The sequence below is a fragment of the Mesonia oceanica genome (genome assembly GCF_902499555.1).
GTDB classification, from domain to species: Bacteria; Bacteroidota; Bacteroidia; order Flavobacteriales; family Flavobacteriaceae; genus Mesonia; species Mesonia oceanica.
Genome location: NZ_CABVMM010000010.1, coordinates 176,879 through 193,651 on the forward strand (window position 1 = coordinate 176,879; position 16,773 = coordinate 193,651).

15 protein-coding genes are annotated in these 16,773 nt (G+C 34.6%); 6 read left to right on the top strand and 9 right to left on the bottom strand.

The window, feature by feature from the left end; genetic code table 11:
• Nucleotides 1-107: 107 nt before the first annotated feature.
• Nucleotides 108-2,252: a M3 family metallopeptidase gene (locus FVB9532_RS13340; protein WP_150545675.1), complete on the top strand. Its 2,145-nt coding sequence runs from the start codon at nt 108-110 to the stop codon at nt 2,250-2,252.
• Nucleotides 2,253-2,399: 147 nt separating this feature from the next.
• Here FVB9532_RS13340 and FVB9532_RS13345 read toward each other — a convergent pair whose 3' ends face one another.
• The 6 genes from FVB9532_RS13345 to rsfS form a co-directional block, all read right to left on the bottom strand.
• The gene (locus tag FVB9532_RS13345; RefSeq protein WP_150545676.1) at nt 2,400-2,675 is read right to left on the bottom strand and encodes an acyl-CoA-binding protein; all 276 of its coding nucleotides are present in this window, start codon (nt 2,673-2,675) and stop codon (nt 2,400-2,402) included.
• Nucleotides 2,675-3,325: a phosphatidylserine decarboxylase family protein gene (locus tag FVB9532_RS13350; protein WP_150545677.1), complete on the bottom strand. Its 651-nt coding sequence runs from the start codon at nt 3,323-3,325 to the stop codon at nt 2,675-2,677. Before FVB9532_RS13350 ends, FVB9532_RS13345 begins: the two co-directional genes overlap by 1 nt.
• A gap of 8 nt (nt 3,326-3,333) precedes the next feature.
• Nucleotides 3,334-4,125 carry a phosphatidate cytidylyltransferase gene (locus FVB9532_RS13355; RefSeq protein WP_150545678.1) on the bottom strand — a complete coding sequence of 264 codons (792 nt, stop codon included), beginning with the start codon at nt 4,123-4,125 and terminating at the stop codon, nt 3,334-3,336.
• Between the two features lie 3 nt (nt 4,126-4,128).
• Entirely contained in the window at nt 4,129-4,743 is a 615-nt protein-coding gene (locus FVB9532_RS13360; RefSeq protein WP_150545679.1) for an LUD domain-containing protein, read from the bottom strand.
• Between the two features lie 95 nt (nt 4,744-4,838).
• On the bottom strand, nt 4,839-6,872 hold the full coding sequence (ftsH, locus tag FVB9532_RS13365) for an ATP-dependent zinc metalloprotease FtsH (protein WP_150545680.1): 2,034 nt from the start codon (nt 6,870-6,872) through the stop codon (nt 4,839-4,841).
• A gap of 20 nt (nt 6,873-6,892) precedes the next feature.
• The gene (gene rsfS / locus FVB9532_RS13370; protein WP_150545681.1) at nt 6,893-7,264 is read right to left on the bottom strand and encodes a ribosome silencing factor; all 372 of its coding nucleotides are present in this window, start codon (nt 7,262-7,264) and stop codon (nt 6,893-6,895) included.
• 83 nt (nt 7,265-7,347) lie between these two features.
• Between rsfS and FVB9532_RS13375 the strand changes: the two genes are divergently transcribed.
• Together FVB9532_RS13375 and FVB9532_RS13380 are read left to right on the top strand one after the other, a co-directional pair.
• On the top strand, nt 7,348-8,079 hold the full coding sequence (locus tag FVB9532_RS13375) for a biotin--[acetyl-CoA-carboxylase] ligase (protein WP_150545682.1): 732 nt from the start codon (nt 7,348-7,350) through the stop codon (nt 8,077-8,079).
• A gap of 126 nt (nt 8,080-8,205) precedes the next feature.
• A complete protein-coding gene (locus FVB9532_RS13380; RefSeq protein ID WP_150545683.1) occupies nt 8,206-9,657 on the top strand; it encodes a tail fiber domain-containing protein in 1,452 nt (483 codons plus the stop codon).
• An 83-nt stretch (nt 9,658-9,740) separates the two neighbouring features.
• On the opposite strand, the gene FVB9532_RS13385 is transcribed toward FVB9532_RS13380, so the two are convergent.
• Nucleotides 9,741-10,133 carry an SRPBCC family protein gene (locus FVB9532_RS13385; protein ID WP_150545684.1) on the bottom strand — a complete coding sequence of 131 codons (393 nt, stop codon included), beginning with the start codon at nt 10,131-10,133 and terminating at the stop codon, nt 9,741-9,743.
• Between the two features lie 6 nt (nt 10,134-10,139).
• Entirely contained in the window at nt 10,140-10,784 is a 645-nt protein-coding gene (pyrE, locus tag FVB9532_RS13390) for an orotate phosphoribosyltransferase (protein ID WP_150545685.1), read from the bottom strand.
• A gap of 8 nt (nt 10,785-10,792) precedes the next feature.
• Between pyrE and FVB9532_RS13395 the strand changes: the two genes are divergently transcribed.
• Nucleotides 10,793-11,416 (top strand): NUDIX hydrolase, encoded by a 624-nt coding sequence (locus tag FVB9532_RS13395; protein ID WP_150545686.1) that lies wholly within the window; start codon nt 10,793-10,795, stop codon nt 11,414-11,416.
• On the opposite strand, the gene FVB9532_RS13400 is transcribed toward FVB9532_RS13395, so the two are convergent.
• Nucleotides 11,384-13,138 (bottom strand): M14 family metallopeptidase, encoded by a 1,755-nt coding sequence (locus FVB9532_RS13400; protein WP_150545687.1) that lies wholly within the window; start codon nt 13,136-13,138, stop codon nt 11,384-11,386. The two genes, FVB9532_RS13395 and FVB9532_RS13400, sit on opposite strands and share 33 nt — an antisense overlap.
• Nucleotides 13,139-13,285: 147 nt before the next feature.
• Between FVB9532_RS13400 and FVB9532_RS13405 the strand changes: the two genes are divergently transcribed.
• Both FVB9532_RS13405 and FVB9532_RS13410 read left to right on the top strand, forming a co-directional pair.
• Nucleotides 13,286-14,590, top strand: a complete 1,305-nt coding sequence (locus FVB9532_RS13405; protein ID WP_150545688.1) for a PQQ-dependent sugar dehydrogenase — start codon at nt 13,286-13,288, stop codon at nt 14,588-14,590.
• Nucleotides 14,591-14,620: 30 nt separating this feature from the next.
• On the top strand, nt 14,621-16,714 hold the full coding sequence (locus FVB9532_RS13410; RefSeq protein WP_150545689.1) for a TonB-dependent receptor family protein: 2,094 nt from the start codon (nt 14,621-14,623) through the stop codon (nt 16,712-16,714).
• The last annotated feature ends 59 nt before the right edge of the window (nt 16,715-16,773 follow it).

Here is a 16,773-nt window from a genome sequence, read left to right on the forward strand (position 1 = left end):
TAAAAATAGTAATTTTTAAATTTACATTTATACGGCATTTCCATGTTAAAGTAACACATTTAACACATTTAACTAAATTAAGCTCTAATTCAAATTAGTTTTAAATAATGAAAAGAAAAATTTTGACTTCTATATTCGTTGCAGCCTTAGTTTTAGGGTGTAAAGAAGAACAAGTAAACAAAAATTCAGCTATGGATAAAAGTACAGAAAATGTATTCTTAAAAAAGTGGGAGGGAGATTATAATGGTGTTCCCGCATTCGATGAAATGGAGTTATCCCAATTAAAACCCGCTATGCAAAAAGCTATGAAAATGCATTTAAAGCAGATGGATAGTATTGCTAACCAAAAGAGTGAACCCACTTTTGAAAATACGATTGTGGCAATGGAAAAATCAGGTAGTGAATTAGATCAGGTTTTTACGTACTACGGAATTTATAGTAGTAATATATCAAGCGAAGACTTCAGAAGCATTCAGCAAGAATTAGCTCCGAAAATTTCGAATTACCGTTCGCAAATTTCTCAAAACGAAAAACTATTTCAACGTATCAAAAAGGTTTATAATGACTCTCAAAAAGAGCAACTTCCGCCTCAGCAACAGCGAGTAATTGAACTTATTTATAAGAATTTTGAAATGGATGGTGCTAATCTAAATAAAGAAAAGAAGAAGCGCTATGCGGAGATTGAAAAACAACTTTCAGAATTGTACACCCAATTTTCAAATAATGTACTTGCAGATGAAGAAGGCTATGTAACTTATTTTTCTGAAGATCAAGCTAAAGGTTTACCGGAGTTCTATTTAAAATCAGCTAAAGCTACCGCAGAAGAAAACGGAAAAGAAGGCATGTATGCTGTTACCAATACCCGCTCTTCTATGGATCCTTTTTTAACCTACGCAGAAAATCGAGAGTTAAGAAAAGAAGTTTGGGAAAAATATTATGCCCGCGGAAATAACGGTGACCAGCACGATAATAACCAAATTATTAAAAAAATACTGGAATTAAGAGATGAGCGTGTTGATTTATTAGGCTATGATAATTATGCGCAATGGCGATTACAAGATAGAATGGCTAAAAATCCAGAAAACGCCATGGATTTAATGATGAAAGTCTGGCCGGCAGCCTTAGCAAGGGTAGAAGAGGAGGTGGAAGAAATGAAAGCACTTGCCAAAAAAGAAGGAAAAGATATTAGCATTGAGCCTTGGGATTACCGATTTTATATGGAAAAAGTACGCCAAGAAAAATATAATCTAGATAGTGAAGAAGTAAAGCAATATTTAGAATTAAATAACTTAAGAAAAGCTATTTTTTACGTAGCTGGAGAGTTGTTTAATTATGAATTTAAACCTGTTAAAGAAGGCAGCGTTCCCGTTTTTCACAAAGATGTAAAGGTATGGGAAGTAAGTGATAAAGATTCTGGGGAGATCGTAGGTTTATGGTATTTAGATCCTTATGCTAGAAAAGGAAAACGTTCTGGAGCTTGGGCTACCACTTATAGAAACCGTACCGTCTTAGAAGGTAATCAACCTGTGTTAGCTTCTAATAACTCTAACTTTGTAAAACCGGCAAAAGGAGAACCTATATTAGTAAGTTGGGACGATGCCGAAACATTTTTCCACGAATTTGGGCACGCCTTACATTACCTTTCAGCAGATGTGAAATATCCAACATTAAATGGAGGTGTCCGAGATTATACCGAGTTTCAGTCGCAATTGTTAGAACGTTGGTTATCTACCGATACCGTAATTAATAAATTCTTAAAACATTACAAGACCGGAGAACCAATGCCTGCAGAATTAGTAGCAAAAATAAAAAAAGCTTCTACCTTTAATCAAGGTTTTGCTACTACAGAATATTTGGCTTCTGCCTTGATGGATATGAAATACCACACCACCGATCCAACTAAAATAAATGATATTCAAGAATTTGAAAAGCAACAACTCGAAGAATTGGGAATGCCGGAAGAAATTCCTATGCGACATCGCTCAACTCAATTTAGTCACGTGTTTTCAGGAGAAGGTTACGCTACCGGTTATTACGGTTACCTTTGGGCAGATGTACTTACTGCAGACGCGGCCGAAGCTTTTGCAGAAGCACCGGGAGGTTTTTACGATAAAGAAACCGCACATAAGCTAAAGCGTTTTTTATTTGAACCGAGAAATGCGGTAGACCCGGCAAAAGCTTATCGTGATTTTAGAGGGCGCGATGCCAATATAGATGCTTTAATGCGCGATCGTGGTTTCCCTATTAAATAATATGTAGTGACTGTTCTTAACAACAATCTATAAATAATAAAACCTCAAAGAAGCTTCTTTGAGGTTTATTATTTTATAAACTTTTAAGTAGTTGATGTGTTCAATATTATTTCTAGTTGAATTTAGCGAATTCTATAGTGGTAAAATCTATTCTGTGATGTATTTATTCACCAATTCTATATATTTTCTTTTCGCATCTTCTTTAGAAAGTCCCTGAATTTGAAACATAGCATTCATCTTAAAAGCACTAATTAACCTAGTGTCTAAATCTTTTTCTTGATGAATGAAATTTTCGTCGGTAGCCCTTTTGTAATACGCGTAAAAGTGTAAACGCACATCCGGCGGAAATCTTAAATCTGTAGTAGAAGCTTTTCGGTAAGCTTCTTTAAACTCTATGTCTAACTTACTTTTGTTAGGTTTCATTAAACTTTTGCAATTACGGTTAGACCACCTTTTACTTTTTGGTTAAGTTCAACCTCTAATTTAGTGCCTAGTGGTAAGAAAACATCTACGCGTGAACCAAATTTTATAAATCCACTATCACTTCCTTGTACTACTTCTTGGCCAACTTCAGCATAATTTACGATACGTTTGGCCATGGCGCCGGCAATTTGCCTATAAAGAATTTCTCCTACATTTTCGTTTTTCACCACTACGGTAGTCCGTTCGTTTTCTTCACTGGATTTAGGATGCCAAGCCACTAAATATTTACCTGCATGGTATTTGCTGTAAACCACTTCACCATTTATAGGATGGCGGGTAACGTGAACATTTATGGGCGACATAAATACAGAAACCTGTAAACGTTTGTCTTTAAAATATTCCTTTTCTTCAACTTCTTCAATAACCACGACTTTTCCATCTACCGGGGCTACAATATGTTTATCGTTGACCAAGGTTTGTCGTTTTGGATTCCTAAAAAATTGTAAGATGAGTAAAAACATGATGATACTCGCTCCTAAAATGAGTTGATTAACCCATTTAATTTCAATGAATAAATAGGAAAGCACATTTATTAAAATGCAAATAGCAATAGTGACTCCTAATATTTTATGTCCTTCTTTATGAAACATAGCTTTTTTTAAATAATTAAAAGATAGGCATATATAAACGTACCTGCAAATAGAATACTATCTAATCTGTCTAATAAACCTCCATGCCCTGGCATAATTGTACCGCTATCTTTTACCTTTGCCTGCCTTTTAAGTTTGGATTGAATTAAATCTCCAAAGGTACCAAACACGCTTGTTAAAATAGCAATTATTATCCAAGTAGAAAAATCTAATGTTTTGGTAAAGTAAGCTACACCAAAACTGGCGGCTATACAAAATACAAGCCCACCTAAAAAACCTTCCACTGTCTTGTTGGGAGAAATCCTTTCATATAATTTATGCTTCCCAAAATTTTTCCCTACCAAATAGGCAAAAGAATCATTAAACCAAACCAAGAAGAAAATTCCTATTAAAATATAAGGCGAATATTCTCCATTTTCATAAGGTATAAGCGTTAGAAAAAGGATGGAAGAGATTAAATAAAAAAGGGTAAGTATATACTTTTTCCCTTCAAAAATGGGTATTTTATGAATAATCAGTAAATCTTTAATCAGTAAGATTTTTACAAATAAGGTAATAATAAGCAATAACCAAATAGAGTAGGTGTCTATTTTTAGAATCCCAAAGAAAATAAGGGCAGCTAATAAAACGATGTAATTAAGGTAGCTGTTTAGCTTGAGAAGTTTTTGTAGCTCGTAAAGCCCAACAAGGCCAAATACAAAAAATAATCCCAAAAAAGAATATTCTGAAATTAATATAGCAGAAACTAAAACAACAACATATAAAGCTCCCGATAAGGTTCTTTTTAAAAGTTCATTCATAAATTATAGGTCTTCCAACAGGAGCAAATATACATTTTTGGAGGTACTCCCATAACTCATGAAATCGCTTTCTTGCTTGTTTTCAAAAGTCTTAATGGTGGTTATGTTAGAAGGTATTCTCTTTTTACTTTTAGATTTTATACCTCTTAATCCTTCTCCAATCGTATCTACCAGCTGGCTCGTGCCTGCCAAAATAACAAAATTATGAGGGATTTCCGCTAGTTTTTTTTCTTTTATCTGGTTAGAGCTTACCAATAAAGCACCCGTATTAGCTACTAAATACTCGCAGGTAGATAAAAAGAACGCTGCTTGATTACTAAAAGAATAATTTAAGTCGAAATCTTTAAAGGTTTCTTTTAGGTTATCATCAAAGCAACAACATTCTTTACCATCCCAGTTATTTTCCTCTAAAATTTTTCCGAAGACGTCAAGTACTTCATTTTTATCTTGGCAATAAAGAAACTTGCCTCCGTTTTCTTTAAAATTTTTTACAAAATTCTCGTCTGTCGGCAGCGTGGGCTCCGGTGTGTATTTACTTAAATCACCGTCTCTTAAATCCTCTTCCTTTTCTTTGTCTGATTTAGATTTGGATAAAAATAATTTTCTAAATAGACTCATATATTAAGTTGGGGTAGTTAATAATTTCATTTTACTACTAAAATATAAAAAATCTTGACCATACTTTTGTATAATCAAGATTTTTTAGGCTTTTATTAGTAATTGTTTGTTGGATTTTTAGAGTCTTCAGAAGTTTTTTCTTCTGTAGGTTGAGCTTTTTCTTCTACTTGTTTAGGAGTTTGATCAGTAAGCTTTTCTTCTTCTTTGTGATGAGGGCGATTACCGAAAATTCGCTGCAAATCGTCTTTAAAGATTACTTCTTTGTCAAGTAAGATTTCAGCAAGTTCTGTGAGCTTATCTTTATGTTCTGTGAGTAGTTGAATAGCTCGTTGGTATTGTTCTTCAATGATGTTGGAAATCTCCTTATCTATTAATTCTGCTGTCTTTTCGCTATAAGGTTTAGCAAAATTGTATTCATTTTGTCCGCTAGAATCGTAATAGGTTAAGTTTCCTATTTTATCATTCAATCCGTAAACGGTTACCATAGCTTTGGCTTGTTTGGTCACTTTTTCTAAATCGCTTAGCGCTCCAGTAGATATTTTATTAAAAATCACTTTTTCTGCTGCACGACCACCCATAGTGGCACACATTTCATCTAGCATTTGTTCAGGACGAACAATTAAGCGTTCTTCCGGTAAATACCAAGCCGCTCCTAGAGATTGACCACGTGGGACGATAGTTACCTTAACTAAGGGGGCCGCATGTTCTAGCATCCAGCTTACCGTAGCGTGACCAGCTTCGTGAAAAGCAATAGCTTTCTTTTCGTCTGGGGTAATAATCTTATTTTTCTTTTCAAGACCACCTACAATTCTATCTACTGCATCTAAGAAGTCTTGTTTTCCAACTGCTTTATTGCCTTTACGGGCAGCAATTAAGGCAGCTTCATTACAAACATTGGCAATATCTGCTCCAGAGAATCCTGGGGTTTGTTTGGCTAAAAATTCAGTATCTAATTCTTCTGCTACTTTTTTAAGCGGACGTAAGTGTACTTCAAAAATTTCTTTACGTTCTCTTACATCGGGAAGGTCTACATAAATCTGTCTATCAAAACGTCCAGCACGCATTAATGCTTTATCTAACACGTCGGCTCGGTTGGTCGCGGCTACCACAATTACATTGGTATTGGTACCAAAACCATCCATCTCTGTGAGTAACTGATTGAGTGTATTTTCACGTTCATCGTTAGATCCTGAGAAGTTGTTTTTTCCACGGGCTCTACCAATTGCGTCAATTTCATCTATAAAGATTATGGATGGAGATTTTTCTTTGGCTTGTTTAAATAAATCCCTTACACGAGAAGCTCCAACTCCCACAAACATTTCTACAAAATCTGAACCTGACAAGGAGAAGAAAGGTACTTTTGCTTCACCGGCCACAGCTTTTGCCAATAAGGTTTTACCGGTTCCCGGAGGTCCTACTAATAAGGCTCCTTTTGGGATTTTACCACCTAATGAAGTATATTTTTCAGGTTGTTTTAAGAAATCTACGATTTCCTGTACTTCCTCTTTTGCTCCCTCAAGCCCAGCAACATCTTTAAAAGAAGTTTTTACATCGGTATTTTGGTCAAAGAGTTTTGCTTTAGATTTACCAATATTGAAGATTTGGCCTCCAGCACCGCCACCGGCACCACCGCTCATTCTTCTCATAATGAAAATCCAAATACCAAAAAGTAAGATAAATGGAAGAAGCGTAAGTAAAATGTCGCCCCAATAGTTTTGATGAGTTTCAAACTCAATATCGGTAGATAAATTATTTTCTTTTTTAATTTCATTAAAATTCTTTTGAAAATTTTCTAAACTACCTATTTCAAAAGTATAGTCAGGAGTGTCTCCCGCTGGAAGAAATTCTTTTTCCTGGGTTTTTTTATGAACAGGATTTTGTTTGGCTTTATCCGTTAAATATACATTTGCCTGTTTTTTATTAACTACAATTACCTTTTTTACATCACCATCTTTAAGAAAGTTTTGAAATTGACTGATATTGGTTTTTGCAGGTTCATTGAAGCCCATGCTTCCTCCAAAAAAATTAAGCCCTAAGAAAATTAGGACAATTCCAATATAAATCCAGTAAGAGTTAAATTTAGGTTTATTGCTCCCTGGTTTCTTTTTATTGTTCTGCTCGTTGGCCATTTTATTCTTTCTAGTAATTTTTAATAATCGGTTTCAATAGTAGTGCTTTTTGCGTCTCCCCACAAACTTTCAATATCGTAATATTCCCTAATGTGTTTTTGGAAAACGTGTACTACTACATTGACGTAGTCCATAAGTATCCATTCTGCATTTTCGGTACCTTCTACGTGCCAAGGCTTATCTTTAATTGCCTTGCTAACAGTTTTTTGGATAGAGTTAACAATGGCATTTACCTGAGTGTTGGATGTACCATTGCAAATAATAAAATAGTCACAAACCGTATTCTCAATTTCCCTTAGGTCTAAGATTTGTATATCTTTTCCTTTTACCTCTTCAATCCCTTGCAATATATGTGTTATCAGTTGGTCTGTGTTCTTTTCTTTGTTTATCATTAAAATTTAATTGTTTTGCGCAAAGTTATTATTTTTTAAACTTTTTTTGTATCCTAATTTAAACATTCTTTCATTAAGTCTCTATGCGAAGTATCAAAGTCCTTGCCACCGATTCTACCAATCTATTTTTAAGAGAACTTTTTAGGGAACAACCTAATATAGAAAATTGCTATGTTGTGACGGAAGAACAAACCAAAGGCAAAGGCCAAATGGGGGCAGGTTGGATCTCAGAAAAAGGCAAGAACCTTACGTTTAGCTTGCTTTTAAACGATTTGAACTTAAAGATTGATGAGCAGTTTAAATTGAGTGCCATTGTAGCAACAAGTATGATAGAGGTGCTGGAAAAGCTTCAAATCCCAAAATTGAAGATTAAGTGGCCAAACGACATATTGGCAGGGAATTTTAAAATATGTGGAATTTTAATTGAAAATATTCTTATAAATGGCAGGGTAGGTAGTACGATTATAGGCATTGGCTTAAATGTAAATCAATTAGAATTTGAAAATTTACCTCAAGCAGCTTCTCTAAAAAAACTTACTGGTGTTCATTTTGAATTAGATTATTTATTGAAATTACTGGTGAATACTATTGAAAAGAATATTTATGCAAAAAAGGATTGGAAAATAGAAGCTATTTTAAACGAATATTATGTCCACCTTTTTAGATTGAACAAAGCTTCTACTTTTGAATTTCCTAATGGCCAAAGAAAAACAGGGATTATAAAAAAAGTCTCTCATCAAGGACGATTAATCATTTTTTTTGAAGACCAGCTAGAACAAGAATTTGATATTAAGGAAATAAAATTACTTTACTAAAGGCTTTAGGTTTTAATAAAATATTGGTTTTTTAACACTTTTGTGAATTGTTAAAAACGATAAAATTTACATTTTAACGATAAATTAGTGTTAAATTTAAGTAATTAACATTTAAATTATTTTATTATGAAAAATTTTACGTTTTTAATCTCGCTGTTTTTTTTGTCTTTAGGTTATGCACAACCAAATCAGTCATTTGGTACTGTAAGTTCAACAATAGCTTCACCTCCACCTTTTGCACCAGAAGAAATCTTCCGTTTTAGACGAGGTTTGGTAACACAACTAGATCAAGGTAATTTTAACTTTGGTTTAAATGATCGCTGGTTCTCTTCAGGAAGGTTAACTACTGGTAGTCAGACGGTTTATGGTTTGCGTTATCAAGTGAATGGAAAATCTTTAATATTGGGATATAATAATATAGATAATATTAATCCACGTATTCAATGGATAGGTTTACCTGGTGAAACCTTGGGTGATTTAGAGTTTCGGTATGCCCGAGATTTTATGTCTACAGATTCTTTTCTATCTGCAGCCATGCGACGGGATGGATCTACTGTTTTTAGTAGAGATAAAAACTTTTCGGTATTTGATGAATCTAAAGTTGGTATTTTAGCTAGTGGTCAAAGAAGAGAAGGTATTCAGGTTTGGCATGAAAATTCTGACTTTGATTTTAGTGCTGCAGGTTCTTTCTATGCTATAGCACATCAAGGTCAAGGGATTGGTGTATTTGGGCAATCAAGAGAAACGAATGGACAAGGATACGGAGTCTATGCTGGCTCTTTTGGAGCTTCGCAAATTAATTTTGGAGTTTATGGTGAAGTTGGAAATGCAGATCAAAGCTATGCGATCTATGGAAGGGCATCTTCGACCGGTACTGGTCAATTCGCCGGATTTTTTGATGGCAATGTAGAGGTAACAGGTTCTTTTTTAGTTTCTTCTGATAAAAAATTAAAAGAAAATATTAAAGAAGAAGAAGGTGTGCTTGAAAAGCTGGCGAATCTAAATCCTGTTGAATATAATTTTAAAACTAAAGAAGGCTTTAATTTACCTATAGGAAAACAACATGGGTTTATTGCACAAGAATTAGAAGAGGTTTATCCTGAATTGGTGCAAGATGTAATTAAACCATTATACGATAAAGAAGGTCGCCCATCAGGAGGAGAAGAGTTTAAATCTGTAAACTATATAGGCTTAATAGGTGTTCTTACCAAATCTATCCAAGAGTTAAATGCTAAAGTTGAGTCTCTTGAGGAAAAGCTGAAAAACAATAGCGAAACCTATGTGGTGAAAGATGTGCAATTATCAAAAGAATTGGAGAGTTCTGCGTATAGTTTGGAGCAAAATTACCCAAATCCGTTTGATGGACAATCAGTTATTGCTTATAAATTACCAGAAACAGAAGAAAACGCTTCCATTATGGTTTTTGATATGACCGGTAATCTTAAAAAAGAATATCGTCTTACTGAAAAAGAAGGGAAAATTATTATAAATGCCTCAGACTTTAAGAATGGAATTTACCTGTATAGCTTGATTAGTAGTAATAAAGAAATTATAACTAAACGAATGATTATTAAATAAACTCTTAGCAACAAATAAAAACTAAAAATCCCTCTTGAACGATAAATTCAAGAGGGATTTAAATTTTTCATCTTTGTTTATAACTAAAGCTTTCCTAAATTTTCGCTTAAGGTATTAATGAATTTTTTTAAGGGAGATTTGATCATCATCGCCATCATGGAGTTAAATTCACCTTCAAAAATTAATTGAACTTTACTGGTTTCAGCATCTATTTCTTCAATTTCTGCTTTTAAGGTAAAAGGGAATTTATCACTTCCGGAACCTAAAACTGCAGTTTGATAAGGAATTTTCTCTTGCATTTTCAGTTTAATTTCCGGCATTCCTTTCAACTGAAAAAGGAAACTATCTTCTCCTTTTATCTCAAACTTTTGAATACTATCAGGCATAATCTTTTCATAATTATGCATGTTGGTTAAAAATTCAAAAACCTGTTGTTGACTTTTATTTACTTGGGTAGTATTGCTTTCTAAATGCATGGTGTTTTATTTTGGTGACCAATTCGCAGGATCTTGACGCCATTTTCTTAACGTAGCTGCTTCTTCTTTATTTAAATAACTGGTTTCGTAAGCTTGTTCTATTAAATGTTCGTAATTGCTAAGGACGTTAACGTTAACATGCTCTTTTTCAAAGTTTTCTTCAGCAATATCAAAACCATAGGAGAAAATAGCAATCATTCCTTTTACGGTTGCATTGGCTTCTTTTAAAGCTTTTACCGCATTTAAACTACTTTTTCCGGTACTAATTAAATCTTCAATCACCACCACGTGTTGACCGCTTTCCAAGTGACCTTCAATTTGGTTTTTTCTTCCGTGCTTTTTTGCTTCGGGTCTTACGTAAACAAAAGGTAGGCCTAAATATTCTGCCACCAACATCCCAATCCCAATGGCTCCAGTGGCCACACCGGCAATAACATCAGGTTTTCCGTAAACTTGTTCAACGTGTTTAGCCATGTGCTCCCTAATGTAATTTCTTATCGGTGGGTAGGAAAGTACCACGCGGTTATCACAATAAATTGGAGACTTCCAACCGCTTGCCCATGTAAAAGGTTCTTGCGGATTTAATTTTATTGCTTTAATTTGCAATAAAAGTTCGGCTGTTTTTTTAGCTGTTTCTTTATCTAAAATCATACCTGCAAATGTATAAAGTTTTTGTGAAAGATATACCAATAATTCTTTCTACCAAAAAAGAAATTGGAGATAAATACACCTCTATCCCTATAAAAAAGGTGAAGCTGAAAAAGTTAATCAAAAAGATTTTAAAAGGTGAAATATTATACGTGAACCTTTACCATAAGGATGAGAAAAAGCTTTTTAAACATTTAAGAAGTAAGCTTAAACCTATTGTCGCAGGCGGTGGTTTGGTCTATAACCCAAAAGGGGAAATCCTTTTTATTTATAGGAATGATAAATGGGATTTGCCTAAAGGAAAAGCAGAAAAAAACGAAACCATAGAAGAAACTTCCATTCGAGAAGTGGAGGAAGAGACCAAAGTAGAAGGATTGCAGATTACTGAATTTTTACAAACCACTTACCACGTGATGAAGCGGAAAGGAAAGTTTAGGCTGAAGGAAACCCATTGGTTTGAAATGAAAACCGATTTTGATGGTGAATTGACCCCTCAGGAAAATGAAGGTATTACGAAAGTAGAATGGAAAAACTTTGAAAAAACCCAAGAAGCGTTAAAGGAATCTTACGAGAATATAAAACTGCTTTTTCCAAAAGAATATTTAATTCAGCATCCGGAAAATAGGATATCGTAAATGAGCTTTTTCATAATTTTCAGAATGTTTGTAGATCCAATCTAATTGGGAATACCCATCTTTTCTGAATTTTTTATCAGCTTTTTTTATAGAATCAAATTCTTTTTTTAGCAAGCTGTCTTTTTCTATTAGCTGAAGCGCTTGATCTTCAAAAACATAAGGAGAGAAATGTTCTTTTTGTTGAAGAACTGAGTCGAAGAAATTCCAATTAAAGAATGAATCCTCTGCAATAGGTTCTAAGGTTTCCAGTAAATATCGAATGCCTTCCTGTTTAGTAGAAACGATCAAATCCCCTTTTCTAAATGGGACGCTATCTTTATAAGTTTCCACCTCAGTATTAAAATGTGGATAATGTCCTTCGTATACTTGATTTCGAGTTTTATAATTTTTAATTCGGTAAGCTTCCACTTCCATTAAAGTATCTTTTTCAAGAGCGTTCATTTCAATATGATTCAATTTTAATAAATCAACTACAGGCCACCAGCCTTGTGGGATGATATAAGCTTTAGGGACAGAAACCGTATCACTAGGTTTAAAATAATTGTAATAGGTAATATCTTTGGTGTAAGGTTGATCTCGATTATACTTTAGCCGGTCTAATCCTGTTACTTCACTTTTTATGATGGTGTCTTGAAAACCTTTAAACTGAAGAGTTGAAGTTTGTGAACTATCTACTTTATAATTCAAATAATATTCATGGGTATTGGTAAAATAATCATTAGTGCTTGCTCTTGCCCCAATAATTTTTGCTGAATTTTTATCGATAATCCCAATTGTAGTCAACATAAATTGATAAGTTCCTTTCACTCTTTGCGCATAGGGTTTTAGCATATGGGTTTCCAGCATCATTCCCATCGTATTGAAAAGTGCGGTGTAACCTGTAGAATATCGAGGCGAATCCTTAAATTGAGAAAATCCGTCCAGCGGACTTTCGTTGAAAACATTCACATAAGGCGTGATTGGCCAATCTTTTTTAGCTAAACTATCTTCTAGTGCCGGCATAAATTCCTGATGAATATATTTTCCCAATTCACCATTCAATTTATTATGCTGAGTAAGCAAATGGGTGAGCGTATATTGATAGTCGGCACCATTACTTACATGATTGTCAATAAAAACATCAGGATTTAAGTAATGAAAAATCTCATAAAAAGCCTTCGTATTTCGGGTATCTGCCTTAATAAAATCGCGGTTAAGATCGTAATTCCTGGCATTCCCTCTAAAACCATAAGCTTCCGGGCCGTTTTGATTGGTTCTGGAAGTAGAATTGCGATTAAGCGCTCCACCAATATTATAAATAGGAATAGTTGCGATAATTGTGTTCTCAGGGATGGCGATAGAATCTTGTGCTAAATCACGAAACAATAACATCGTTGCATCGATCCCATCACTTTCGCCGGGATGAATACCATTGTTAATTAGTAGTACTTGCTTTTCGTGCGGGAAATTTTCCGGGTCAAACTCACTGTCAGGATTAAAAATGACTAAGTGAAGAGGTTCTCCACTGTCAGTTTTTCCGAATTCTTCTAAAGAAACGCTTGAAAAAGCATCATCTAGTTCCGTGTAAAAATCGATCACTTCATCATAAGTAGCTGTTTCTTTTCCGTTAGACTTCTCAAATGTTGTGGAAAGATCGTATTCTTTTACGAGTTTGTATTTAGAGAGGTCGCAGGAATAAAATAAAAATGAAAATATATATATAAGTAAAATGATTTTTTTCATCGCAATGAGTATTTGACTTACAAATTTACTAATAATCTTAATTTATTTTTAGAATAAGCTGTAGACCTGTTAAATAAATATTAATCAAAAGCTGAGGTTTTAGGTTGGAGTAGATATAGATTAAATTGGGACAAAAAATTGAAGACTATGAATATTTTAAAAAACTACCCTTATTTAGCAGGAATATTTTTTCTGAATATTCTTTTTATAAGTTGTGTGGGAGAGAAAAAAACAACTTTGAGTGAAGAAGAAAAAGAAGAAATTCGTGAAGATAGTACGAATACTGTTGTAGAAACAGCCGTAGGAGATATAGTCCTTCCGCCGCCCTATGCTACAGAATCGGTAAGAAATACCAGTAAAATAATAGGTTGGGATCTACGCCAATCCCCGGTAGTTCCTGATGGTTTTATAGTAAGTAGATTTGCAGATGACCTAGACCACCCGCGTTGGATGTATGTAGGGGAAAATGGAGATATATTTGTGGCTGAAAGTGACGATGCAAGTTCAAGCGCTAATAAAATAAAATTACTAAGGGATACCGATGGAAATAATACGGTAGATGAAAATTATATTTTTCTGGACAATCTTAATCAACCTTTTGGGATGTTGATTATTGGAGATTATTTTTATGTAGCTAATGTAGATGCTTTAGTAAGATATCCGTATAAAGTAGGACAAACGAAAATCACTGCAGCACCAGAAGTGATTAAAGAATTACCTGCCGGAGGTTATAATCATCACTGGACAAGAAACATTATTACCAATAAAAACAATTCAAAAATTTATATCACTGTTGGTTCTTCTTCAAATGTAGGAGAACACGGAATGGAAAAAGAAGAGCGTAGAGCTAACATCTTAGAAATTAATCCGGATGGTTCAGGTGAAAAAGTTTACGCTGCCGGAATTAGAAACCCTATTGGGATGGATTGGAACCCCATTACCGGTGAAATGTGGACAGCCGTTAACGAGCGTGATAAATTAGGGGATAATTTAGTACCCGATTATGCAACAAGTGTAAAAGAAGGCGGTTGGTATGGATGGCCTTATTCGTATTACGGACAAATTAGGGATCCACGTTGGAAAGACGATCCACATCCTGATATGGTGGAAAAAGCAATAGTTCCCGATGTTCCCTTAGGTGCTCATACAGCTTCTATAGGATTAACTTTTTATACCGAAAATAAATTTCCGGAGAAATATAGAAACGGTGCCTTTGTGGGTCAGCATGGTTCTTGGAACCGATCAAAATTAGCAGGTTATAAAGTGGTTTTCATTCCTTTTGATGAAAATGGAAACCCGCAACCACCAGAAGATTTTATGACCGGTTTTATAGCTAATGAAGATGGTACAGAAGTACACGGAAGACCTGTTGGAGTAACCCAAACACCCGATGGAGATTTATTAGTGACCGATGACGATGCAGGTATTATTTGGGTAGTTTCAACTAAATAATTTCAACTAACAATTTAAACATTACTTTTTTTGAAAATTTCAACTTATATCTTAGCCACGCTAAGTATATGTTATACCAGTTTTATACAGGCTCAGGAAAAACAACCTGAGCCTGTTTTAGATAGTACGGCATTAGCACAAGTTTTATTAAAAGGCACCGGCATACAGACTGAATTAAAGAAAACCCCTGCAGCAGTAAATTTGCTGGATCATACAGAACTTAACCGGAGTACACCTGCACTTTTAACGGCCTCTTTCAACCGAGTTCCGGGAGTTTATACCCAAGAAGGGGCTTTAAATACCAATCGAATCACTATTCGTGGTATGGGCGCCCGAGCACAATACGGTACCAATCGCTTAAAAGCCTATTTTAATGAAATTCCGCTTACTACCGGTGATGGTCAAACCGCAATTAACGATATCGATTTGGAAGCGATTGAAAGTGTAGAAATTATAAAAGGTCCCAATTCTAGTCTGTATGGTTCCGGTTTGGGTGGCGTTTTACATTTGTTTGCTTATGAGCCGGGAGAAGAACGCTTTTTCGCTAAAATTTCCAGTAGTTTTGGAAGTTATCAGATGTTGAAAAATACAGCAAGTATGGGGTATTCTGATACAAAGAAATCACTTTTTGCGACTTATAATCATTTGCAAAGTCAAGGTTATCGTGAAAATTCAGATTACGATCGGAAGTCGTTCAATTTCAACGGAACTTTATTTTCAGGAGAAAATTCAGCACTAAGTTTTCTCGGAAATTTTACCCGTTTAAAAGCTTACATTCCCAGTTCCGTAGGAATAACAGATTTTAACGAAAACCCTGAACGCGCAGCTTATACTTGGAAAACCGCACAAGGCTATGAAGCTTACGATCGTTTTTTAATGGGGCTTTCTTACACCCAGCATTTTTCTGAAAATTTAAAAAATACCACCAGTGTTTTTATCAACAATAGAGATGCTTACGAACCCCGGCCATTTGATATTTTAAAAGAAAACAGTGTTGGTATTGGAGCGAGAACACGTTTTAATTATACCACTCAATTATTTTCTTTTCCTACGGAAATCAGTTTGGGCGGAGAATATTTAAATGAAAATTATGACGGGAGCAATTATGAGAATTTATATAAAGATTTTCCCAATCAAGGAAGCGTTCGCGGAAGTCAAATAGCTACTATAGAACAAGACCGAAAGTATTACAACCTCTTTGCGCAACTTAATTTACAGGTTCTTCCAAAGTTGAAATTAGTCGGCGGACTCAATATGAATGTTACGAATTATGCATTGACCGATTTATATGCTCAAGATGATATGGATCAAACCGGCGATTATCAATTTAAAACTATTTGGTTTCCTAGAGTAGCAGCTTTGTATGAATTGACTTCCACTAAAAATCTTTATGTCAATATTTCTAAAGGCTTTTCAACGCCAACCGTAGAGGAAACCCTAACCCCAGAAGGGGTAATCAATACCAATTTGAAACCTGAAATAGGCTGGAATTATGAGCTTGGTTTTAAAGGAACTTGGGGGAATAATTTATATTCTGAAATTGCCTTATATACGATCCAAGTAAATGATTTATTAGTGGCAGAACGAGTAGCAGAAGATCGATATGTAGGTGCCAATGCCGGCAAAACCGACCATAACGGTGTGGAATTTATGCTGAAATACCATTGGCAACTTTCCGCTGATATAACTTTAAAACCCTATGCTTCAGCAAACTTTAATTTTTATAAGTTCGATAAATTTATTGATGAGGGTAATAATTATAGTGGTAACGACTTAACCGGTGTTCCCGATCACAAGATAAATTTAGGTATCGATTTAATTACCGAAAGTGGTTTTAGCTTTTTTAGCAATGCGCTGTTTGTTTCATCAATTCCGTTGAATGATGCCAATTCGTTGTATAGTGATAGCTACCAATTAATCAATTTAAAAGCAGCTTATGGCTTTACGATGTTTCAAGATTTTAAAATTACCCTGAATGCTGGCGTTAATAATTTACTTGACGAACATTATGCCGTAAGTATTTTACCCAATGCAGTAGCCTACGGAAATAGCGAGCCTCGTTATTATTATCCCGGAAATGATCGTAATTTTTATGGCGGAGTGGGAGTGAAGTATTTGTTTTAGGGTTTAGATCAAAAATAATTTTCAGAAGTTACCCTGAATCTGTTTCAGTGGCTCATGAT